Annotated in this window: 15 protein-coding genes; 12 read left to right on the forward strand and 3 right to left on the reverse strand. The window is 66.3% G+C overall.

Annotated features, from left to right (window positions below; genetic code table 11):
* Positions 1-38 precede the first annotated feature (38 nt).
* The 5 genes from ASE82_RS04470 to ASE82_RS04490 are packed head-to-tail and all read left to right on the forward strand — an operon-like array spanning position 39 to position 5590.
* Complete coding sequence (locus ASE82_RS04470) at positions 39-1007, forward strand: cytochrome c oxidase subunit II (RefSeq protein WP_056059690.1); 969 nt, start codon at positions 39-41, stop codon at positions 1005-1007.
* Positions 1004-3550 (forward strand): cytochrome c oxidase subunit I, encoded by a 2547-nt coding sequence (gene ctaD / locus ASE82_RS04475; RefSeq protein ID WP_056059328.1) that lies wholly within the window; start codon positions 1004-1006, stop codon positions 3548-3550. The genes ASE82_RS04470 and ctaD overlap by 4 nt, the downstream gene beginning before the upstream one ends.
* The gene (locus tag ASE82_RS04480) at positions 3547-3948 is read left to right on the forward strand and encodes a hypothetical protein (protein WP_056059329.1); all 402 of its coding nucleotides are present in this window, start codon (positions 3547-3549) and stop codon (positions 3946-3948) included. The genes ctaD and ASE82_RS04480 overlap by 4 nt, the downstream gene beginning before the upstream one ends.
* On the forward strand, positions 3945-4565 hold the full coding sequence (locus ASE82_RS04485) for a cytochrome c oxidase assembly protein (protein ID WP_056059332.1): 621 nt from the start codon (positions 3945-3947) through the stop codon (positions 4563-4565). The genes ASE82_RS04480 and ASE82_RS04485 overlap by 4 nt, the downstream gene beginning before the upstream one ends.
* Complete coding sequence (locus ASE82_RS04490; RefSeq protein WP_056059334.1) at positions 4562-5590, forward strand: c-type cytochrome; 1029 nt, start codon at positions 4562-4564, stop codon at positions 5588-5590. Before ASE82_RS04485 ends, ASE82_RS04490 begins: the two co-directional genes overlap by 4 nt.
* A 168-nt stretch (positions 5591-5758) precedes the next feature.
* Here the strand turns inward: ASE82_RS04490 and ASE82_RS04495 are convergent, their stop codons facing one another.
* From ASE82_RS04495 to ASE82_RS04505, 3 genes are read right to left on the reverse strand one after another with little or no spacing between them, the layout of a single operon-like run.
* On the reverse strand, positions 5759-6973 hold the full coding sequence (locus ASE82_RS04495) for a histidine-type phosphatase (protein ID WP_200910652.1): 1215 nt from the start codon (positions 6971-6973) through the stop codon (positions 5759-5761).
* 8 nt (positions 6974-6981) lie between these two features.
* Positions 6982-8073: a Ca2+-dependent phosphoinositide-specific phospholipase C gene (locus ASE82_RS04500; RefSeq protein ID WP_056059336.1), complete on the reverse strand. Its 1092-nt coding sequence runs from the start codon at positions 8071-8073 to the stop codon at positions 6982-6984.
* Complete coding sequence (locus ASE82_RS04505) at positions 8073-10751, reverse strand: TonB-dependent receptor (protein WP_056059338.1); 2679 nt, start codon at positions 10749-10751, stop codon at positions 8073-8075. The genes ASE82_RS04500 and ASE82_RS04505 overlap by 1 nt, the downstream gene beginning before the upstream one ends.
* A gap of 583 nt (positions 10752-11334) precedes the next feature.
* Between ASE82_RS04505 and ASE82_RS04510 the strand changes: the two genes are divergently transcribed.
* From ASE82_RS04510 to ASE82_RS04540, 7 genes are all read left to right on the forward strand, one after another.
* Positions 11335-11628: a hypothetical protein gene (locus ASE82_RS04510; RefSeq protein ID WP_056059341.1), complete on the forward strand. Its 294-nt coding sequence runs from the start codon at positions 11335-11337 to the stop codon at positions 11626-11628.
* The gene (locus ASE82_RS04515) at positions 11628-12344 is read left to right on the forward strand and encodes a cellulose synthase operon protein YhjQ/BcsQ (protein WP_056059344.1); all 717 of its coding nucleotides are present in this window, start codon (positions 11628-11630) and stop codon (positions 12342-12344) included. The genes ASE82_RS04510 and ASE82_RS04515 overlap by 1 nt, the downstream gene beginning before the upstream one ends.
* Positions 12341-16693 carry a UDP-forming cellulose synthase catalytic subunit gene (bcsA, locus tag ASE82_RS04520; protein WP_082441123.1) on the forward strand — a complete coding sequence of 1451 codons (4353 nt, stop codon included), beginning with the start codon at positions 12341-12343 and terminating at the stop codon, positions 16691-16693. The genes ASE82_RS04515 and bcsA overlap by 4 nt, the downstream gene beginning before the upstream one ends.
* Positions 16690-20049, forward strand: coding sequence for a cellulose biosynthesis protein BcsC (locus tag ASE82_RS04525; RefSeq protein ID WP_056059346.1), 3360 nt, complete (start codon positions 16690-16692; stop codon positions 20047-20049). The genes bcsA and ASE82_RS04525 overlap by 4 nt, the downstream gene beginning before the upstream one ends.
* A 5-nt stretch (positions 20050-20054) precedes the next feature.
* On the forward strand, positions 20055-20501 hold the full coding sequence (gene bcsD, locus ASE82_RS04530; RefSeq protein WP_156348744.1) for a cellulose biosynthesis protein BcsD: 447 nt from the start codon (positions 20055-20057) through the stop codon (positions 20499-20501).
* 13 nt (positions 20502-20514) lie between these two features.
* The gene (locus ASE82_RS04535; RefSeq protein ID WP_235524570.1) at positions 20515-21552 is read left to right on the forward strand and encodes a glycosyl hydrolase family 8; all 1038 of its coding nucleotides are present in this window, start codon (positions 20515-20517) and stop codon (positions 21550-21552) included.
* A gap of 110 nt (positions 21553-21662) precedes the next feature.
* The gene (locus ASE82_RS04540) at positions 21663-22508 is read left to right on the forward strand and encodes a sensor histidine kinase (RefSeq protein ID WP_056059352.1); all 846 of its coding nucleotides are present in this window, start codon (positions 21663-21665) and stop codon (positions 22506-22508) included.
* The last annotated feature ends 207 nt before the right edge of the window (positions 22509-22715 follow it).

A 22715-nucleotide genomic window follows, 5' to 3' on the forward strand; every position in this document is an offset into this window, starting at 1 on the left:
GTTTAGGGGATGCCCTTCAAAAGGGTGGCAAGGTGATGATGCGGAAGGCTATTTTTCTTTCCGTGGGCGCGTGCCTGCCACTGTTGGCGGGATGCAACCGCCACCAGTCGACGCTCGCGCCGTTCGGTGAGGAGGCGGACAAGGTCCTCTCGATCACCATCGTCCTGGTCATCGGCGCGATCATTCTCGCGGGCGGGCTCGCGTTGCTGATGCGCCACGCGATGCGCGCGCCGGAAGGTCGGCTGACGCACCAGGGCGGCATGAAGCTGGTGCTGTGGCTCGGCGGCATCGGCCCTTCAATCCTGCTGCTGGGCCTGCTGCTCTACGCCCTCCCAGCGATGCGGCCGCGCGAGGTGGCCAACAGCGATCTGCGGATCGGCGTCGAGGGCGAGCAATTCTGGTGGCGCGTCCGCTATGCGCCGCCGGGCGGTTCGGTAGTCGAGACCGCGAACGAACTGCGCCTCCCCGTCGGCCGCACCGTTGAACTGTCGCTGCGCAGCCCCGACGTGATCCACAGCTTCTGGGTGCCGGGACTCGCCGGCAAGATGGACATGATACCCGGCCGCACCAACCGGCTCGTAGTCCGCGCGACCAAGGCGGGGACGTACCGCGGTGTCTGCGCGGAGTTCTGCGGGCTTGGTCATGCACTGATGGCGTTCGACGTGATCGCGATGGAGCCAGCGGCGTTCGAGCGCTGGCTCGCTGGGCAGCGCAAGCCCGCCGTCGTTACCGCGTCGCCTGGCGCGCGCCTGTTCGCGAGTTACGGCTGTAGCGGTTGTCACAGCGTCCGCGGCGTCGGCCCGGTGGCGAAGATCGGCCCCGACCTGACGCACTTCGGGTCGCGCCCGACGCTCGCCGCGGGTGTGCTGCCGATGACCCACGCCAACATCGCCGGCTTCGTCCGCGATCCCGGCAAGACCAAGCCCGGCGTGCGGATGCCAGCCTTCCCGCAGATGTCGGCCGCCGAAGCCGACCAGATCGCAAGCTATCTTCAGGGGCTCAAATGACCACCGAGAGCACCCAATATATCGCACCCGACCAGAATGATCCCGCGGTCCGCAAGGGTCAGGAAGATCGTCTGCGTGAAGTCTGGAAACCACCCACCGGCTGGTTCTTCCGCTGGACCGACGTCAACAACAACCGGATCGGCGTGTGGTACACGCTGACCGCGTTCGGCTTCATGCTGTTTGCAGGCGTGCTCGCGCTGATCATGCGGACACAGCTGGCGGTACCGAACAACGATCTCGTCACGGCGAATACGTTTAACCAGCTGTTCACGCTGCACGGCTCGATGATGATGTTCCTGTTCGCGGTGCCGATGTTCGAGGCGGTGTCGATCATCCTCCTGCCGCAGCTGCTCGGCGCGCGCGACCTGCCGTTTCCGCGGCTGTCGGGGTTCGGATACTGGTCGTTCCTGATCGGCGGCGTGTTCGTGTCGGGCTCGATCTTCTTCGACGCGGCACCCGATGGCGGCTGGTTCATGTATCCGCCGCTGACGACGCGCACCGATTTGAGCGGGCTCGGTGCGGATATCTGGATGCTGGGGCTAAGCTTCATCGAGGTATCGTCGGTCGCCGCTGCGGTCGAGCTGATCGTCGGCGTGCTGAAATGCCGCCCGCCGGGCATGCGGCTCAACCTGATGCCGCTCTACGCCTGGTACATCCTGGTCGTCGCGGTGATGATCCTGTTCGCCTTCCCGCCGCTGATCGCGGGCGATGTGCTGTTCGAGATGGAGCGGCTGCTCAACTGGCCGTTCTTCAACGCGGAAAAGGGCGGCGATCCGCTGCTATGGCAGCACCTGTTCTGGATCTTCGGCCACCCCGAGGTCTACATCGTCTTCCTGCCGTCGATCGCGCTGTTCGCGATGCTGATCCCGACCTTCGCGCAACGCCATCTGCTCGGCTATCCGTGGATCGTGCTCGCCGCGGTAGGGACGGCGTTCCTGAGCTTCGGGCTGTGGGTCCACCACATGTTCACGACCGGCCTGCCGAAGATCAGCCTCGCCTTCTTCGCGGCAGCGTCGGAAGCGGTGGCGATCCCGACCGGCGTGCAGATCTTCGTATTCATCGCGACGCTCTGGGCCGGCAACGTCAAGAAATCGACGCCGCTGCTCTACGCCAGCGGAAGCCTCGCGGTGTTCGTGATCGGCGGGCTGACCGGCGTGATGGTCGCGGTCGCGCCGTTCGACTGGCAGGCGCACGACACGTATTTCATCGTCGCACATCTTCACTACGTGCTGATCGGTGGCACACTGCTGCCGCTGTTCGCCGGGCTGTATTATTACTGGCCGCTGGTGACGGGGAAGAAGCTGTCTGACCGAATCGGGCGGATCGCGTTCTGGATCATGTTCGTGGGCATGAACCTGACCTTCTTCCCGATGCATCTGTCGGGGCTGCTCGGCATGCCGCGTCGCGTGTTCACCTATCCGGAGGAACTCGGCATCGGCGGGCTCAACCTCGCCTCGACCGCGGGCTCGTACATGTTCGCGCTCGGCGTGCTGATCGTGTGCATCGACCTCGCGCTATCGCCGCGTCGCCCGAAGGCGCCGCGCAACCCGTGGAACGCCGGGACGCTCGAATGGCTCGCGCTGCCCGACGATGAGGATTGGGGTATCCGCTCGGTGCCGCTGATCGAAAGCCGCTATCCGATCTGGGACCAGAAGAACTTCGTCCAGAAAGTTGACGAGGGCCGGTTCTTCCTGCCCGACGCGGAGGAGATGCGGCGCGAGTCGATCATCACCACCGTGCTCGACGCACGCCCGGTGCAGGTGATCCGTCTCGGTACGCCGAGCGTAAAGCCGATGATGACCGCGGTCGCACTCGCCGGCGTGTTCATCCTGACGACCTACCACCTCTATATCTGGTCGGCGGTCAGCGGCGTCGCGACGCTCGCGTGCGTGCTGTGGTGGCTGTGGACCGGCACCGCCGAGATCCCCGAAAAGCCGACCAAGCATATCGGCCACGGCATCGAAGTGCCGCTCTATACCTCCGGGCCGTCGGCGCCGGGCTGGTGGGCGATGTTCATCACGATGATGGCGGACGCGACCGCGTTCTCGGGGCTGGTGTTCGGCTATTTCTTCTTCTGGACGATCCACAATGATTTTCCGCCGAGCGGGGTCGGGCTGAACGGGCCGGGCGTGTTCTGGCCGATGGTCGCGTTGGCGTTGACGCTCACCGGCTGGGCCGCAACCATCGGTGCGCGCGAAGTGCATCGCCGCGGCAACGTCGCCGCGGGTCGCGCGCTGCTGGTCGTCGGGATCGTCGCGACGCTGTCGAGCCTGTTCGCGGGGCTCGCGGGCCCCTGGTATTCGGGGCTCGATCCCGAACTCCACGTCTATCCTGCAATCGTCTGGACGCTGGCGATCTGGACTGCGGTCCACGCAGCGATCGGGGTCATCATGCAGGCCTACACGCTCGCGCGCAGCCTCGCAGGCAAGATGACGCCGGTCTATGACGCGGACCTGCGCAACATCACCGTGTACCACCATTTCCTCGCGCTGACGGGCATCGTGACGTTCTGCACGATCGGCCTGTTCCCGGGTGTCGCATGACAGAGCCAAAGTCTGACCGGAAGCATTGGGCGCGCGACCTGAAGGTGACGCTGTGGACGCTGATCGTCCCGCCGACGATCTGGGCCGTGCATTTCCTGTTCTGCTACCTGTGGGTCGCGGTGACCTGCGCGAAATCGTCAAGACCGGGAACGGCGTTGACCGGCTTCCCGCTCGCGACGCTGATCGCGACGATCGTGGCGCTGCTGGGGATCGTCGCGGCGGGTTACATCGCGAAGGTCCAGTCGGAGACCCCGGGCGATCCGGCGCCGCACGAACAGGGCACCGCAATCGATCGCCTCCGCTTCCTCGCTCTGTCGACCCGGTTGCTGGCGGGGCTGAGCTTCGTCGCGGTGATCTTCACCGCGTTGCCCGTCATCATGTTCGGCGACTGCCGATGAGACGCGCGAGCCTCGCACTGGGCGCCGTGCTAGTCCCGCTCGGCTGGGCCTTCGCCGCAGCGCCGCTCGGCATGGTCGGGCATATGGCGGGTCACATGATCGCGGTCGCCGTGGCCGCGCCGTTCCTGGCGTACGGGATCGCCGGGAGCCGCTTCGATCCCGCCGAGCGCTGGCCGACGGTCGTGACCCCACTCGCGATGTCGCTCGTCGAACTCGTCGTCGTATGGCTCTGGCACCTCCCCGCGCTGAGGCTCCGCGTCGACATGCAACCACTCGCGCTACTGATCGAACAGGCCAGCTTCCTCATTGCCGGCGTCCTCCTGTGGAGCGCAGTCCTCGGGACCCGCATCGGCGGCGCCACCGACCGTCGCGCGTCGGGCGTTGCCGCATTGCTGCTGACATCGATGCACATGACCCTGCTCGGAGCGCTGATCGGCCTCGCCCCGCGACCGCTCTACGCGATGATGGCGATGCACCCGGCAACACACGGCCTCGACGCACTCGAAGACCAGCAACTCGGCGGCGTCGTCATGCTGATGGTCGGCGCGGCGAGCTATTTCATCGGCGGGCTCGCGATGCTCGGCGGACTGTTGAAGACACGGAGCGCGACCGCATGACGATCCGGATAACCTGGGCGCGCGCTGCCGCCGCGATTCTCGCGCTGGCACTCGCCGGGCTGCTGTTCGCTTGGTCGGGCGTGTTCAACATCGCCGCCTCGTCGGGCCATTGGAAGATCACCGACTGGTTCCTCCACTGGACGATGCGCAACTCGGTCCGCACCTACGCCGCCGTCACCGCGCCCGACGATCCCAAGGCGAACGAGGGTCTCGTCAGCGCCGCCGGGCTGTTCAAGGCGAGCTGCGCCTCGTGCCACGGCGCGCCCGGCGTCCGCCCGCTCCCCGTGATGCAGGCGGCGACGCCCCCTGCCCCCGACCTGTCGATCAACGCGCGCGAGTGGACCGACAAGCAGATCTTCTGGATCCTCAAGCACGGCGTCAAATACACCGGCATGCCAGGCTGGGCCGCCAAGGACCGCGACGACGAAGTCCGCCGCATGGTCGCCTTCGTCCGCCTGCTGCCGGAGATGTCGCCTGCCACCTATCACTCGCTGACCGAAGTGCCGGGTATCGCCGATGCCAGGATCGCGACGTGCGCCGGCTGTCACGGTGCCGACGGACGTGGCCGCGGCCAGCCCGACATGCCAGTACTCGGCGGGCAGAGTCCCGCGTATCTCCGCGCGGCGCTGGAAGCCTATGCGACTGGAAAGCGGCAGAGCGCGGTGATGGCGAACGCCGCGGCGACACTGACGCCTGAGGACATGACGCGCCTCGCGGATCACTTCGCGGCGATGCCGGGGATCGGCGGCGTCACGCCATCGGGATCGACCGCGGCGGCCCGGATCGACCGCGAGGGGTTGCCGAAGGTGCAGCTCCCCGCGTGCTCGAGCTGCCACGCCCCCGGCAAGCCCTACCCCGTGCTCGCCGGCCAGCGCGCCAACTACATAGCCCAACGCCTCCGCAACTGGCGCGGTGACGAGACGGTAGTCGACGCGCGGAAGTCCCAATCGACGATGCCGGTGATCGCGCGTCGTATCCCGGAGGATATGATTGATCCGCTTGCGCAGTATCTCGCGGGTCGCTGAATTACCGCGTAGGTGATGCCGTCGGCACTTGCACGCAAGGCTGTCGCGTCATGCCTACGCGTGCCTGGGACCATAGCTTAGTGCTTGCCCCCTGAAGGCAGTCTCGAATTTTCTCAGCCGCGGACTGGCTTTCCCAAATGCCAGACCGCAGTTGGTCGCGTCGCGGTGTCACCTAGCTGTCTGCAGCGGAGCCAGGTGTGAAACGAGCCGCCGGGAAAATGTGGCGGCGGGACACACTAGGCTCGCGCAACCTGGGATCTTCAACGCTACGAGCGAAGCGGATTGCCCGAGCCCCCGGAGGGTCTCGGGCGACTGGGTGCGGTACGACACCCGCACGAACCGGGCACCGGTGCTTGCGTCACGCAGGCGTTCGATCAATAGCGCCCCGCCCGGCGGAACGTCGTTGGTGGCATAGCCCGGCGCTTTCAGATCGACCCGAAGCGCGGCGGCGAGCGCCGTGACGTTGGTGTCATGCCCCATGAATACCGTCAGCCGCGGTCCCGTTGAGGACAAGGATGCCAGCACCTCGCGGCCGAGCACGGCGGCTTGATGCGCGGCCATATAGGACGGATGCGTGTACACGGCGAACAAGGCGGCATGCAGCGCGCCGAGCTGCTCGATAGTCGCAGGATCCGCGCGGCCCCAACCAACGCTCTCGCGTGGCAGGCCCTCGACCTCCTGCAGCAGCAGTACCTGCGCGATACCGGAGGCGGCGCGGATCGGCCCCGCCAGCACGAGATCGTGGCCATCGGCGCTTGCGCTGACCGCCGGCGTGCCAGCAGGGACGCATCCCCGCTCCACCGACGTACACCCAAGCACCTGAGCGAGTCGCGCTAGCGCAGCGCCGTGACGTCGGGCGAGTGCCGCCATGCCGCCCGTCTCACGGTTGATGGATGCAATCCCTACGCGCGCGTCGAAGGCCGTCGCCCGTGCACGCAAGGGTTCGAAGATCGCGTCCGCGGTACCGAGGGGTTTGTGTTCGATGGCGAGATCGCAGCCGGGCGCAAGACCCTCCGCATAGGCCTGCCCGCTCGCGATCGTCCGATCGGAAGTGTTCGACCTGATCCGGACGACACCCGCCAGACACCCATTTGGCGTCATCAACCCGCGCGCCGCGAGCAACCGTCGGTCGTACGCCGCCACCTGTTCGAGGGCCCGCACGCCATGCGGGGTGATCCGACTTTCAGCCACAGGCCAGGCCGGCCACGGTGCACCGGTGCGGGTGTCCAACGGCACCTCGCCGTCGAGCGGCGCGCGGATGCCGTGGCGCATGACCAGCACTGCCCGCTCGACCACCAAGACGCGCTTCGGCGCGGCGCTAGCGATCGAGCCGATCAGCAGCGCGGCGACGGCACACAGGGTCCTGAAACCACGCGACGTCAAGTTGCACCTCATGGTTGCAGGCTGCAACCGCCGGACACACGCACCGGACTGCAGCGCGCCATCGCCTTGCCCGGCAACGTTACCGCGAAGCCGACATGCAGCGGGTCGGGGGCGCCAGGGTAATAGTCGGTGCTGACCGCCTGCGCGCCACTCGCCAGGGCGGCGTTCGCCTTGGCATAGTCGCGGCTGCGGGCTTCCACCGTGCCGGCGTCGGTGCGGGTGCGAACGATCACGCCCTCGGCGACCCAGCGCCGGATCCGCTCGCCATCGACCAGCGGGTCCTGGACGATCTGGATGGCGGACTCGGGCTGGTCGTCCGCATACCAGCCGAACATTGCCCGACCGGCGAGCGAAGGATGGCCGGCGCGGTAGACATCCGACACCGCCTTGCGCACGTCGAGCAGAACGTAGATCCGTCCCCTCGCCGCCGTCAGCGTCGGCCAGCCACGGGTGTGTACTGCTTCGCGCAGGCTCGGTGCCGTACCGCGGACCTCGTCCGGCGTGATCAGACGCTTACCCGGCAGCACGGATCGAATCTCCACGTCGAGCGCATCGAGCAGCGTCTCGTCATCGAGCGGTATCGGGCTGCTGATCTCCGGCCGCTGCGACGGCGTGTCGGCGGCGTTAATGGTGATCATGATCGGCAGATGCCGCGGGTGCGCGCGCGACCAGCGGTTCACTTCGCCGAGGCACCGGACCAGCGTCACGCAGGTGCTGATGTAATCTACGTCGGGAATGTGGAAGACCTTGTACCCGGGCTTGAGCATCGCCGCACGATCGAAGCTCGTCGTTTCGCCTGCCGCCTTTGCCCACGCCTCGCCCTTGGGCGACGCATAGCGCCCGCCCTCGGGGTCGGCGAAGATATCGATCTCGATCTGGCGCACCCCGCGGTCGAGTTGCTGCGCGAGCGGCAGGTGGTAATAGTCCAGCCCCTCCGCCATCCGCGGCTCGGCGGCACGGATCTTCGCCATCGCCGCCGTCGGAATCCGTGCCTTGAAGCTGTTGTGCGAGCCGATCACCTGAATGTCGTTCATCGCCCGCTGTGCCGTCGCGCCGGTCGAAACCAGCGCGGCGGCGGCTAGTAGCATCGACCTGAGCATCAGAACTGCGCCCGCACGCCGAACAGGATGGTGCGGCCGTAATTGTTGATCTCGCCGAACTGGATTTCCTTGTCGTTGTAGCTGTAGCTGTTGGCGTTGGCGATGTTGATCGCCTCGACGCTGAAGGTCAGCGCGTTAGTGGCGCGCACCGATATGTTGCCGTCCAGCGTACCGAATGCCGCCACGAAGGTCGGCACCTGCGTGGTGCTGCCGACGCCCGACAGATATTTGTCGCGCCACGTATACGAGATGCGCGCCGCCAGCGGCCCCTTGTCGTAGAAGCCGACCACGTTGAAGCTGTTCTTCGACAAGCCGATCAGCTGGTCCTTGATCGGGCGCGCACCCGCCGTGTAGTTCGCCTGCACCGAGGTGTGGGTGTAGGACGCCTGGACGCCAAGCCCGTCGAACGGCGCCGGCAGGAACGTGAAGACCTGGTTGTACGCCGCTTCGGCACCATAGACCTTGGCGCTGCCGCCGTTGACCTGCGTGCTGAGCAGCACCGTTCCGCGGCCTGGAATCTCGACGTTGATGTTCTGCGCGGTGATGTAGTCGTCCATCGCCTTGTAGAACAGCGCGCCGGTCAGCGATCCGGAGCGGTTGAAATACCATTCGAGCGAGCCGTCGAACTGGGTGGCGAGGAACGGCTGCAAGGCCGGGTTGCCACCGCTTGCCGTGGCCTGATCGGTAGAGACGGTGATCTGCGGTGCGCTCTGCGTGACGTTCGGCCGCGTGAGCACGCGGCTGGCCGCAAGGCGCCCGACCAGATCGCGAGTTAACTCCGCGCGTAGGTTAAAGCTCGGCAACCAGTTGCTGAACGTCTGCGGGAAGCGTGCCGGCGTGACGACGTTACCCGCGGTCAGATTGCCGCTCGCCACCTGATCGGTGTGGACGTAGCGCACGCCGACATTGCCGGTGACCGCAACGCTGCCGACCGGAAACGCATAATCCGCACGGACATAACCGCCCGCGGTCTTTTCCGTAACGACGTAGGAGGCGCGCAGGTCACCCGCCGACAGCGGGCTGTTGGCGATCGCGTCGGTGAACAGCTTGTCGTAGAACACGCTGGTGATCGGCACGAGCCATGTGCGCGGGATGTTGCCGCCGACGCCCGACAGGAAATCATCGAACGGAAGCTGCTCGAAACCGTTCGGCGCAAAGCTGGTAAGCGACGTGTTCGCCGCCGGGTTCACCGTGAAGTCGCGACGGCTATAGTCTCGCTTGCGCCAGTGATATTCGCCGCCCGCCGCCAGCTTGGTGATGAGGCCGTCCATCTCGTGATCGACATCGAGCCGTGCGTAGGTGTCCCAATCCTTGCTGTTCTTGGGCGCGATGTTGAACGGGTAGAGCGTGTAGTTGGCAGGATCCAGGACGTTGACCGGCGTGGAAATCGTCGGTGCGACCTTATAGCCGCCCGACGAGTCATAGGTCAGCGGCGCGAAGAACTGGATGCGGCTGCGCACCGTGCCCTCGGCGTAGCTGGGGTGATAGCTATGCGCGAACGACCAGTTGGCGTTGGCGACGACGTGCCAGCCGTCGGGCGTCCAGGCCTGCTTCAGCCCCACCGTGATCAGGTCGTGGCGGTTGAGGCTGTATTCGCGCGTGCCCATGAAGCGCACGTCGTTGATCGTCGCCGCGACGACGCTATTGCCGTCGAGCTTGACCGAACCGGGCACCAGAACCGGCTTGTGACCGGCGACGCTGGCATCGTCCGGATAGATATCGAGGCCGTATTCGTCATAGGCGATGTCGAGCCGCGTCGCGAGCACGTCGAGCGTAGTCTCCAGTTCCGGGCTGGGCTTCCACTGTGCCGAGATCATGCCCGACAGGCGCTTGCGATCCTCGGTCTCCACGGTCGGCCGAGTTCGGCCCGGCGTGTAGAACCCCTTCCCCAGCGCCGACGCGAACTTATCGAGATACCAGCCGGTGTTGTAGGACCGGTCGTTACGGACTTCCTTGCCCCAATATTGCGCGCCGGCGAGAATGCCGAACGTGCCGTCGTCGGTCTTGGCGCTGATCAACGCGGTGGCGTTGGGCTTCACCTTGTCGGTCAGCGTCGTGTAGGTGCCGCGCAGGTTCAGCGTGGTCTTGTTGCCGACGTCGAGCGGACGGAACGTCTTCACGTCGATATTGCCGCCCAGCGCGCCCTCGGTCATGTCCGACGTCGGCGTCTTGACCACGTCGATCTGCGACACGAACTCGGCCGGCAGCATCTCGAACCGGAACTGGCGACCGTTGGCCCCGCCATTCTCGATCAGATCGTTGATCGCCACCGGGCGCCCGTTGAGCAGCGTGCTCTGGAACTGCGGCCCGAGACCACGGACGCTGACGTACAGCCCCTCGCCGCGGGGACGCGTGATGGTGACGCCTGGAATGAGCTGGAGCGCTTCCGCCACGTTCTGCGCCGGAAACTTGCCGATGTCGGTCGCGTTGATCGCATCCACGCCGTAGCCTGCCTGCCGCTTGGTCTCGGTCGCCGCGGCGAGGCTTCGCGCATAGGAGCCGGTAACGACGATATCCCCTGTCGCGTCGGCGTCTGGAATGCCGGCGGTATCAGTGGCGCGGGTTTGCCCCGTGCTGGATGCGCTAGCGCTGGTCTGCGCGTTAGCCGATTGCGTTGCGCCCAGAGCCGCAAGCGTAAGCGGCAGCGTCGCCCTGAGCAGGCGCGAATGTTTCAACATGTCGAGTATTCTCCCCCGGACCGACCGGTCCGAACGAGCGGGGCTCTAGGACGCGGATGTTGCGGGCTGGCGGCATTATAGTTTCACTACCGTTACGGTTCTGCTCCCGACGTGTTGCATGACGATTTTTAGACGCGCCTGCGGACACCGGAGCCGCCCAGCCGACGCTATGGTCACAAGGGTTTGATGAGCACGCATATTTTCGTGCGAAGGTTTGGCGATGCCACTGAACGAGACCAGGGACATGGCTGACGTAGCAGCCTCAGTTCCGGTCGCCACATCGCGAGGCCCCTGCGTTTGATATAAATCTTTTTCCGGTTGATCAGGCGATTCCATAGCCAAACGACTTGAAATATTATCGTCACGGATCCGTCAGGACGGATTCCAGTTTATTCAGCCGCGGCTCGCTATAATTTTGCCTTCACTAAAATGAATCAGGCCGCTATTTCCGTTTATCTCTTTGAGAATTAGCAATATTATCAAACAGGAAAACCAGCTTTATAGTAAATTGGAAATAAGTGACCGCCAATATTAACCTATTGATGTAAGATTTAGGCGAGGGTTCGGAAACAAGGAGTTCCCGATGCGACCCGATGCCAAGGCACTATTAGCAAGACTGGGACAGCGCGATTTCCAGTATCGCCAGTTTGCCGACCCAATTGCCGACGTCGAGCCGTGGCCGTTGTTTGCGGCATTGCTGGAGGATGAGCGTGTCGTCGGCCGCGCGGAACGTGCGACGGAGGATAGGGCACCCGCCAAGAACTTTCTGAGCGATTACGATGACTTGTCGGTACGCGGCGAGCCCGGTCAGCGCCAGGGCGGCAGCCTGCGCGCGTTCCTGTCCGGCCTTTCCGACGACCATACGGAGCGCCGTTGATGCCATTGATCCTGTGCCACTCACCGGTCGGCGGCGTCGGAACCACGTTCCTGACCGCGCGCCTCGCGCTTGGTCTAGCCGCGCGGGGGCACGACGTCTCCGCGATCGATTTCACGCACGCCGACGCGTTGAAGCTGTTCTTCGGGATGCTCCCTTCGCAGGAAATTCCGGCGATGACCGATGCCACGACCGAAGGCATCATCGTCGACGGGGTGGAATTGCTGTCGGGCTATGCCGCAGTCCAGAGCGGGGCGTTCGGGCGCCTGATCGCGCGGTCGGGCGCGTCGCCGTTCGATAGCGAGCGGATCGTGCTGGCCGACGTGGCCTCTGCGGACCTCGCGCTGAAGACCAGCCTGTTGCCGCACGCCGCGTTGCACCTGTGCACGTTCGTGCCGCAGCCGACATCGCTCGCGGCCTTGGCGAAGGTCCAGCCGGGCACGCCGACGATCGACCTCGAACAGACCGTGTTCGTGCTCAACCAGGTCGACGACACGCGCAAATTGTCGCGCCATTCGCAGATCTTCCTGCGCGCGCTGTTCGGCGACAATCTGATCGCGACGGTCCGGCGCGACGAGGCGGTGAACGAGGCGCTGGCGTCGTTCCAGCCGATCGCGCGCTACGCGAAGCAGAGCGTCGTGCTCCCCGATCTCGCCGCGATGACCATCGCGATCGAGGCGCGATGCGGCCTCGTCGCCGCCACGGAGCTGGCGGAATGACGCGCGGATCGGTCCGCACGGCGTTTCGCGCCGATATGCTCGGCATCGTCGTCGCTGCGCTGTTGACGCTGGTCGTCGTGACGGTGCCGCTCGACCTCAAGTCGCAGTGGATCTTCGCGGGCGTATCGATCCTGGGCGCGATCGTGCTCGGCCGGTCGAAGTCGCGTCGTGGGACGCTGGTACTCGCCTTGCTGTCGCTGGTCGTATCGACACGCTATCTGTTCTGGCGGACCACCGCGACGCTGGAATTCGAAAGCGCGCTCGGCACCATATTGGGCATGGGTCTGTACCTCGCCGAGCTTTACGCGTGGGTCATCCTCGCGCTCGGCGTGCTCCAGACCGCGTGGCCGCTCGATCGCCAGTCGGTCGAACCGGAGGGCGAGCCGCACGAATGGCCGACGGTCGACGTCTATATCCCGACCTATAACGAAAGCCTGGAGATCGTCCGGACGACCGTGCTCGCGGCGCTCGACATGGATTATCCGCGTGATCGCTATCACGTCTACCTGCTCGACGACGGTCGCCGGCCTGAATTCCGCGCGTTCGCGCGGTCTGTCGGCTGCGGCTACATCACACGCGCCGATAACAACCATGCCAAGGCGGGCAACCTCAACGCGGCAATGTCGAACACCGAAGGCTCGCTGATCGCGATCTTCGACTGCGATCACGTGCCGACGCGCGCCTTCCTACAGATGACGGTCGGCTGGTTCCAGCGCGACAAGAAGCTGGCACTCGTCCAGACGCCGCATCACTTCTATTCGCCCGATCCAGTCCAGCGCAATTTGGGCTCGGTTCGCGACCTGCCGGGCGAGGGCGACCTGTTCTACGGCGCGGTCCAGCGCGGCAACGACCTGTGGGATGCCGCTTTCTTCTGCGGGTCGTGCGCGATCATCCGCCGCGAGGCGCTTGCCGATACCAACGGCTTCGCGTTCGAGACCGTCACCGAAGACGCGCATACCGCGCTCCGCCTGCAACGGATGGGTTGGTCGACCGCGTATCTTGGAATCCGTCTTTCGGCTGGGCTCGCGACCGAGCGGCTCGTGCTGCACATCGGCCAGCGCATCCGCTGGGCGCGTGGCATGACTCAGATCCTGCGCATCGACAATCCGTTGTTCGGCCGCGGCCTCAGCCTTCAGCAGCGGTTTTGCTACCTCAACGCGATGCTGCACTTCCAGTTTCCGCTGCCGCGCATCGCCTTCCTGACCAGCCCGCTGGCGTATCTGATCCTGGGCGAGAACATCATCCACGCGTCTGCGGGCATGATCTTCGCCTACGCCGCCGCGCATCTCTATTGCGCGCAGGTTTCGGGCGGGCGGTTGCAGGGCGGCGATCGCCGGCCGTTCTGGGGCGAAGTGTACGAGACGATCCTCGCCTTCCACCTCGTCCGGCCGACCGTGGTCACGCTGTTCCGGCCGCACGGCGGCAAGTTCAACGTCACCGACAAGGGCTCGCTGCTCGACAAGACGCATTTCGACACCGCCACCGCGCGCCCACACCTGATCTGTATCGGGCTGGTATTGTTCGGGATCGCCTTCGGGTGCGTCAAATACTTCTTCTTCGCGCATCTGTTCAACATCCAGGGCGATACGCTGGTGCTGAACACAGTGTGGGCGGTCTTCAGCCTCGTCATCCTGCTCGCGGCCGTATCGGTCGCGCGCGAGACGCGGCAGGTCCGCGAATATATCCGCATCCCCGTCCAGTTGCCGGCGACGCTCTATTTCGCCGACGGCCACGTCGTCGATGCGGAGACGATCGACCTTTCGATGGGCGGGCTCGCGATCACCGCGCCACCCGGCGTGACGCTCGCCGACCGCGAAGTGACGCACGTCGCGCTGCCGATGGGTGACGAAATTCTCACGCTCCCCGTCCAGACGCAACGCGTCGACAAGAACATGGCCACCATGCGGTTTCTGGAACTCGACATGCTTCAATTACGTCAACTCGTCCGCGCCGTCATGGGCCGCAACGATGCCTGGGAACCGGAGGCGCCCCGCGCTCCGATCTCGACGCTTCGATCGCTCCGCGACATCCTGGTCGTCGATCTCGTCACGCTGAAACGCCTGCTCGGCTTCAACCGTGCCGAACGCCGTCGCGAACGCACCCGGCTCAAGGCCGCAACCGCAGCGCTGGCCGCCGCCGCGTTGGTGATGAGCATCGGCCTGCCGCAGCCGGTCGCGGCGCAGGCTCCCGCCGTACCGGTATCCGCACCCGAAGCACCGGGCGGTATCCGCCAGGAGCGCCTGACGCTACGCGACCTGCGTATCCGCAGCGCGATCCGTCTTGCCGGCACCCGCGGCGAGATCGCGATCCCGTTCGGGCTTCGCAGCAACGAGGTCGTCACTGCGGCCAATTTGACGCTGGCGCTCGCTTGGTCGCCCGCATTGCTGCCCGATCTCAGCCAGTTCGTCGTGATCCTGAACGGCGAGGTCGTCCGTACGGTTCGGCTCACCCCCGACGGTGCCGGCGGCCAGCAGCTCACGATGGCGGTCAATCCCGCGCTGTTCCTGCCGGGCGACAACCAGCTCAACCTGCGCTTGATCGGTCATTACACCCGCGATTGCGAGGATCCGTTCCACAGCTCGCTCTGGGCGAACGTCAGCAACACGCGCTCGGCGCTCGACCTGACGATCCAGCGCCTGCCGCTCGGGCCTGACCTTGCAAGGCTGCCATCGCCATTCTTCGATCGCGCCGACAACTTGCCGCTCAACCTGCCGTTCGTGTTCGGTGCGGCGCCGTCGAATGGCGAACTCGAGGCCGCGGCCAGCGTCGCATCCTGGTTCGGACGGCTCGCCAGCTATCGCGGGTTCGCGTTCAAGCCGAGCTATGGCCGCATCCCGCGCGGCAACGCGATCGTGTTCCTGCGTCCCGGCATGCGCGTCGGCAGCTACGTTCCGACGATCGCCGGGCCATCGGCGCTGGTGATGCGCAATCCGTTCGACGGTTTCGGCCAGCTGCTGCTGGTGATGGGCCGCGACGAGCGCGAGCTGAAGCTCGCCGCCGCCGCGCTCGCGACTGGGCGAGGCACGATCGGTGGCGCCGCGGCCTCGTTCGACGGCGTCCGTATTCCGACCTACGCGCGCTATGCTGCACCCCGCTGGCTCCGCTCGGATCGCGCCGTCAAACTTGGCGAAATCATGGACCCCCGCACCCTGCAGGGCGTCGGCCTGCCGCCGGGCCCGCTCACCGCGGCCTTCCGCACCGCGCCCGACCTGTTCTTCTGGCCGCGGGGCGGCGCATCGCTTGACCTGCGCTATCGCTATCCGTCGGCGACATGGCTCGACCGCCGCGCGTCGCGGCTCGATATCTCGATCAACAACCAGTATCTGCGGACGCTCCCGCTCGCCGGCGCGGCGTGGTGGAAGGCGCTGATCGGCGGCCAGGACGGCGCATCGTCGAGCCAGGCTCGCGCCAAGGTCGAACTGCCGAACTACAATCTGTTCGGCCAGAACGAGCTGATCTTCGATTACAACCTGATCCTCGGCACCAAGAAGAAGTGCGAGGGCACCCTGCCCGAGAACGTCCATGTCGCGATCGACCCGGACAGCGCGATCGACCTGACGCACGCCTATCATGCGCAGCGCATGCCGAGCCTCGCGACGTTCGCGAACGCAGGCTATCCGTTCACGATCAGTCCCGACTTGGCCGAGACCGTCGTCGTCGTCCCCGCCTCGCCCGACCTGGGTATCGTCGAGGCGTTCCTGGCGATGATGGGCCGCTTCGGCGACTCGACCGGTGCCGCCACCACGGGCGTTACCGTCACGCAGGCCTCGGACGGCGACCGGTTGGAAGGCCATGACGTGCTGGTCATCGGCATTCCACGGACCGCCGGCGCGACCGCGCTGTTCGCCGGCGCGCCGGTGCGGATCGAAAATGGCAGACTGCGCGTGGTCGAACGCAATCCGATCGAACGCGTCTTCGGGCTGATCTCACCTTATGGCGAGAGCGACGTCGGCGAGACCAACGCGTTCCTGACCACGGCCGAACGGTTCAACGGGTACGTCAGCTTCCGCTCGCCCTATGATGCGGCGCGGACGGTGGTGGCGGTGATGAGCACCAATACCGCCGACCTGCCCGAGCTGGTGCAGGGTCTTGCCGAACAGCGGATCAACGCACAGGTGCAGGGTGATCTGTCAGTGACCAATGGTGAAGGCATGCGCAGCTTCGCCGTTGGCCAGACCTATTGGTCGGGATCGCTGCCGGTGTGGATGCGGATCGGCTGGTGGTTCAGCGAGCGGCCGTTGCTGATGGCGCTCAGCGGGCTCCTGATCGCGCTGCTGCTGGCAGGGCCTCTGTACCTGCTGCTGGTGCGCCAGCAACGGCGCCGGCTCGGGTCGGAGGACGCGGCATGATCCGCTTCACCACGCTCGCGCTGCTGACCGCGGGGATCGCATCGCCGCTCCTCGTCCAGCCCGCGGTGGCACAGGTTGCCGGGGTCGGCGCGCTCGTCCAGCAAGGGCGGTATTGGCAGTCGCGTGGCCGAGCCGACCTTGCGCGGACCGCGTATCGCCGCGCACTCGCGATCGATCCGTCGAACGCCGAAGCCCGTCGCGCCTTGTCAGCGTCGAGCGCCCCGTCTGCGGCACCCGCCGCACGACCGAGCAGGGCGCCCGCGCAGGCTCCGGCGAGCATGACCGGTCCCGCACCCACGCCTGCGACCGCATCGCGGACGGCTGCAGCTCCAGCACCTGTACGCAGAGCAGCGCCGACGCCATCCGACCGCGGCGGCGATTCGCGCGCGGCAGGCTTCCGCTCGCTCGAACAGGGCGATCTCGTGCAGGCGCAACGCCAGTTCGAGGCGGCGCTGGCCAACAACCGCAACGATGCGGACGCGGCAGGTGGCCTGGGCGTCGTCCGGCTACGGCAATCGCGCTTCGCCGAATCCGCCGAACTCCTGTCGCGCGCTTCGGAGCGCGGCAATCGGGCGCGCTGGTCGGAAGCCTTGGCATCCGCGCAATTCTACGCCGGGCTGGACGACGCGCGCGCGCGGCTCGCGGCCGGCGATGTCGTCGGCGCACAGACCCAGGCCGAAGCGCTCGCGCGTACCGGCGTCAAGGATCGCGGCCCCGCACTGGCGTTGCTCGCCGACATTTACGAACGTCAGGGCCGCTATGCGGACTCGGCCGATCTGGCACGCCAGGCGGGATCCGCCGGCGGCAGCGCGGCGCAACTCGAAAGCCGCGTGGTGCGCAACGACGCGTTGCAGGCGGCCACGCACGGCGACCCGGCGAAGGCGGATGCTCTCTTCCAGCGCGGGCTGATGCTCGACCCCGCGGACCCGTGGATCCGCTACGAATATGCGCGGTACATGATCGGGCAGGGCCGTGCGCCCGAGGCCGAGGCGCTGATCCAGTCGATTCAGACGATCGGTACCGCCGACGCGCTCTACGCGGCGGCGATGCTCCATAACGAGCGCGGTCGACAGGCACAGGCTACGTCGTTGCTGTCGCGACTGACCGAGGCGCAGAAGACGCCCGCGATCCGCCGGCTCGAGGCACAGATCGCCGTCGATGCCGCCGTCGCCCGGGCCAAGACGATCGCGGCACAGGGCCGTGGCGGCGAAGCGATCGCGACCCTGCGCCAGATTGGCATGACCCCGACGCTCAGCGCAGCGTCGCTCGCGTCGATCGCCGGAGGTCTGAACGATCTCGGCGATCAGGCCGGGGCCGTTCCGCTGGCCGAGCGCGCGCTCGCCGCAAGCCCGGCGACGGCGGCGGATTACGAGCCGATCGTCCGCGTACTGGCACGGACCGGACAGGATGCTGCGGTCGCCAGCGCCATCGACCGCGCGCGAACGGCATCGGCCGGGTCAGCATCCGCCGCGCCGGCGATTGCCCGGCTCGAAGGGATTGCCGCGTCGTCGCAAGCGGACCGGATGCGGCTGGCAGGCCAGAACGCGCAGGCATTCGACCTGCTGCAACAGGCATGGGCCGCGTCGCCAGGCAATGCCGACGTGCTGGGGGCGCTCGGCCGGCTGTACCAGTCGGGCAACATGCCGTCGCAGGCCGCACAGACGTATCAGATGGTGCTCGCCGCAAATCCACGGGACAAGGGCGCGCTGATCGGCTTGATCGGCAGCGCAGGGGCTGGCGGCAACCACGACGTCGCCGCCGCGACCGTGGACCGCGCGCTCGCTGCCTATCCCGATGACTACGAGATATACGCCGCTGCCGGCCAGATGGAGCAGGCCCGCGGCGACCGAGGAGCGGCGAAACGCTATCTGCGCCGCGCCGAAACGGCCTATGCCGCGCGCTCCGGCACCGGTGCCACGCTCAGCGGTGCCAATCCGTTCGCCGCGGGCATGGGCTCGGGCAATCCCTTCCGCCAGACGGAACAGGCCCCCATCGTCGCCGCCAACCCGTTCGCACTCAGCGCAGGGCCGATCCCGACTTCCACGCCCGGACGGTCTTCGACGCCGATGGCCTTCACCGTAGCACCTGGATACGGCGCAGGCTCACCCGGCGGTCCGGCATCAACTGGCTTTGCACCGGGCGGCTATGCATCCTCGAACGGCGCCGTACCCCAAGCAGGCGTTGCAGGCGGCGACGCCACGCTTATCCGCCTACGCGACGATATCGCCCGCCTGAGCGACGACACCGGCCCCCGTGCGGAAATGAAGCTCGGCTTCCGCGAGCGCTCGGGCGAGACCGGCCTGAGCGAATTGCGCGAACTGTCGGGTACCGCGACGCTCTCCACCGGTGTCGCCGGCGGTCGCGTCTCCGTCTCGGCAACACCGGTCGTGATCGACTCCGGACGCCCGACCGGCTCCGCGCTCGCTCGGTTCGGCCGCAACGCCACGCCGGAGGCGCAGGGCATCGTCAACGCGCTGCCCTCCGTGCTGACGCAAGCTGATACGCAACACGCGTCCGGCGTCGCGGTCGCGGCATCGTACGACAGCCCCGGCGTCCGGATCGAAGTCGGATCGACGCCGATCGGGTTCGACAATACCGAAGTGACGTGGGGCTTCACCGGGAAACCCAAGATCTCGCGTACGGTGTCGGCGCAGGGCTGGGTCAAGCGCGAGCCGGTCACGGACAGCGTCGTGTCCTATGCCGGCACGCGCGATCCCGTCACGGGCGAACGCTGGGGCCAGGTCATGCGGACCGGTGGTGGTGCATCGCTGTCCTGGGACAATGAAGGCACCGGCGTCTATGCCGATGTCTCCGGCTATCGCTATACCGGCGAGAACGTCCGACAGAACCGTGGGTACCAGGCGAATGCCGGTGGCTATCTGCCGCTCTACCGTGACGGGCATTCGACGCTGACCGGCGGCCTCAACCTCAACTGGCAGGCGTTCGACAACAACCAGAACTACTTCACCTACGGACATGGCGGCTATTTCAGCCCGCAGAGCTTCCTCAGCATGAGCTTGCCGATCCGCTACGCGTATAACTCGACACGGTGGGAGGGGCGCCTGGGCGTCGCACCGGGCTATCAGAGCTTCGAACAGGATCGTGCGCCGATCTATCCGACCGACCCGAACGCGCAGGCCGAACTCAATGCGCTGAAGGCGCGGAACACGGACGTCCGCTCCTATTACGACAGCCTGAGCAACACCGGTTTTGCCTTTTCGGCGGACGGATCGTTGTTCTATCGCCTAAACCCGAATACCCGGATCGGCGCTTCGGCCAGCGCGAACACGTTCGGGACCTATGACGACTACCGATCGACTTTCGAATTGCGCCAGTCCCTGGGGGGAACCAAATGAACGCGATGAGTGAATGGTCCACCGACAACGCGACCGAAACCACTGCCGCCTCCCTGTTGCTGGGCAGCATCATCGCCGAAGTCGGTGGCGGCGCTACCACGGCGCAGCGACGCGCGTTCTTTCGCGCGGTCGGCGCACGGATCGCAGGCGCGCATCCGGTCGGCGACGCGCAGGACATTGCTGCGCTCGCCGCCTCGATCAACCGGTTGTGGCGCGAGCACGACTGCGGCGAAGTGCGGTTCGAACTGGCCGAGGACGGCCTGCTGATTACGCATACCGGCTTTGCTCGTCGGCTGGCGCCGATCCTCGGCGGTGCAACCGAACAGACGCTGCGACCGTTGCTGGAGGGGGCGTATGACGCGTGGTTGCATACGCTGGGCAGCGGTGCCGATTTAACGACACGCACCCTGTGGTGGAGCGATACGGAGGCACGACTGAAGCATGGACGTTGATCGTCGACACGTGATGGCTGGAATGGCCGGTCTGGCTATCGCCGGATGCAGCAAGGCACGCGCACCGGACGACAGGGCACTCGCCACCGAAAACAGCGCTGAAATCGAGCCCCCGACCCTGCCTGCAACCGGCGCGGCAAACGGCGTGAACTGGGCAAGCTTCAAACAGCGGTTCATGGCCGACGATGGGCGGATCGTCGATAACGGCAATGGCGGCGTCAGCCACAGCGAAGGCCAGAGCTATGGCCTGCTGCTGTCCCAGGCGGCGGGCGATCGCGCCGCGTTCGACAAGATTCTCGCCTGGACCGAAGCCAAACTCGCCCGGCGGGACGTCGCGCTCTATGTCTGGCGCTACGATCCGCGCGCCGCCAATCCGACCGCCGATCGCAACAACGCAACCGACGGCGACCTGCTCATTGCCTACGCACTGGCCAAGGCGGCGAACAAGTGGCGCGAGCCACGCTATGCGGCGCGGTCGCGGGCAATCGTCGATGCGATCGGCACGCGGCTGGTCAAGACGGTCGGCGGGCGAATGCTGTTGTTGCCCGGCCTGGACGGGTTCTCGACCGCGGCACGAACGACGATCAACCCGTGCTATTACGTCTGGCCCGCGCTCGACCTGTTCGCAAAGACCGGTAACGCGGCGGTCTGGCGACGGGTCATCACCGACGGCGAGGCTCTGATCGCCGCCGCACGGTTCGGCGCACATCGCTTGCCGACCGACTGGATCGACGTCTCGAATACCGGCGCGGTCGCACCCGCCGCAGACAAGCCGCCACGGTTCGGCTTCGATGCCATCCGCGTGCCGCTGTTTGCCAGCGTGTCGGGCCGCAGCGCGCTGATCGAGCCGATCCGAACCTGGTGGCGGTCGATGCCGGCAGAGCAGATCCCGGCATGGATCGACGTGGTGTCGGGACAGGTCGCCGAATACCCCCTGTCCGTCGGTGGTCGCGCGGTCGTGAGCCGCACGCTCGGCACGCACGCCCCCAATACGCTCGCCACCGACTATTACGCGGCCGCGTTGCAGTGCCTTGCCGCAGCCTTCCCCTGAATCTCCAGCGGTCAGTCCACGGCGGCCAGCGAGACCGGCGAGGTAGCCGTCGAAGCGGTGTTGCCACCCTATGCCGTATCGGCTCAAACTAAACCGCCTCGCGACGGCTAATGTCTGGCGATCGCCGGGCTGGTGCCCTTGATCGGGGCGCTACTGACGCGACGGATGCAGGCGGTTCGGCGACCGCCGCCGCGATCGGCCCGCGCGCGCTCGACACGCGCCTGCCGCGCGGCACGCTGCCGTCCGAGGTCGAGCCGCTCGCCGCCGCGACCAACGAGGCGCTCGACCGGCTCGAGGACGGGTTCCGGACGCAGGCTGCATTCGCCGCCGACATCGCGCACGAACTGCGCACGCCGCTCGCCGTGATCCGCCTTCGCGCCGACGCGGTCGACGACGCGGCCGTGAAAGACGCGCTGTTCGCGTCGGTGGACCGCGCCGCCCGCGTCGTCGCACAACTTCTCGCGCTCGCCGATCTCAAACGGCCGGTCGAGTATGCCGGCGAACCACTCGACTTTGCCGCCTTGGCGGAAGCGGTCGTTGTCAGTCGTGCACCCGGCATCCTTGCAGTTGGCCGAACGATCGCGCTGGAAGACCTGTCAGCGGATACCGGGAGCATCGGCTATCCGGGCGCCATACTCCTCGCGCTCGAGAACCTCGTCGACAACGCCGTGCGCCATACCGCGCCCGGCACCGCGATCGTCGTGCGCGTCAACCCGGGTGCACGTATCGGTGTGATCGACGACGGCGTTGGCGTGGCACCCGAGCATCTCGCCCGGCTCAAGCACCGTTTCTGGCGCGGTGACGGATCACGATCGGAAGGCTCGGGAATTGGCCTGTCGATCGTCGACCGCGTGGCACGTGCGCATCTTGGCCTGCTCGACATCGCGCCCGGACCCGGCGACAAGGGACTGTACTTTGAGATGACGTTCGGATCGACACAATGGCGAGACAGGTAGCAAACCGAATGGCGGTTTAACTATCGCCATCGGGCACAGCAACACCTCAGACTACGGGCTCGTTGATCAAGGCCAGAGCGTTGCGGTACCAGCGAGGACGCTAGCGGATCAGACTGTTGATCAGTCACGCAATGCCGATCATCACGCGCAAGCCGATCAATACTTGACGGTATCATGCTTCAGAGTTTTATCCAGATCGTCACTATC

This window comes from Sphingomonas sp. Leaf230 (genome assembly GCF_001421745.1).
GTDB lineage: Bacteria > Pseudomonadota > Alphaproteobacteria > Sphingomonadales > Sphingomonadaceae > Sphingomonas.

Coding starts and splice junctions, on each gene's coding strand:
- ASE82_RS04470 (WP_056059690.1), top strand. CDS start 39: ATGCGGAAGGCTATTTTTCTTTCCGTGGGCGCGTGCCTGCCACTGTTG.
- ctaD (WP_056059328.1), top strand. CDS start 1,004: ATGACCACCGAGAGCACCCAATATATCGCACCCGACCAGAATGATCCC.
- ASE82_RS04480 (WP_056059329.1), top strand. CDS start 3,547: ATGACAGAGCCAAAGTCTGACCGGAAGCATTGGGCGCGCGACCTGAAG.
- ASE82_RS04485 (WP_056059332.1), top strand. CDS start 3,945: ATGAGACGCGCGAGCCTCGCACTGGGCGCCGTGCTAGTCCCGCTCGGC.
- ASE82_RS04490 (WP_056059334.1), top strand. CDS start 4,562: ATGACGATCCGGATAACCTGGGCGCGCGCTGCCGCCGCGATTCTCGCG.
- ASE82_RS04500 (WP_056059336.1), bottom strand. CDS start 8,073: ATGCTCAGGTCGATGCTACTAGCCGCCGCCGCGCTGGTTTCGACCGGC.
- ASE82_RS04505 (WP_056059338.1), bottom strand. CDS start 10,751: ATGTTGAAACATTCGCGCCTGCTCAGGGCGACGCTGCCGCTTACGCTT.
- ASE82_RS04510 (WP_056059341.1), top strand. CDS start 11,335: ATGCGACCCGATGCCAAGGCACTATTAGCAAGACTGGGACAGCGCGAT.
- ASE82_RS04515 (WP_056059344.1), top strand. CDS start 11,628: ATGCCATTGATCCTGTGCCACTCACCGGTCGGCGGCGTCGGAACCACG.
- bcsA (WP_082441123.1), top strand. CDS start 12,341: ATGACGCGCGGATCGGTCCGCACGGCGTTTCGCGCCGATATGCTCGGC.
- ASE82_RS04525 (WP_056059346.1), top strand. CDS start 16,690: ATGATCCGCTTCACCACGCTCGCGCTGCTGACCGCGGGGATCGCATCG.
- bcsD (WP_156348744.1), top strand. CDS start 20,055: ATGAGTGAATGGTCCACCGACAACGCGACCGAAACCACTGCCGCCTCC.
- ASE82_RS04535 (WP_235524570.1), top strand. CDS start 20,515: ATGGCTGGAATGGCCGGTCTGGCTATCGCCGGATGCAGCAAGGCACGC.
- ASE82_RS04540 (WP_056059352.1), top strand. CDS start 21,663: ATGTCTGGCGATCGCCGGGCTGGTGCCCTTGATCGGGGCGCTACTGAC.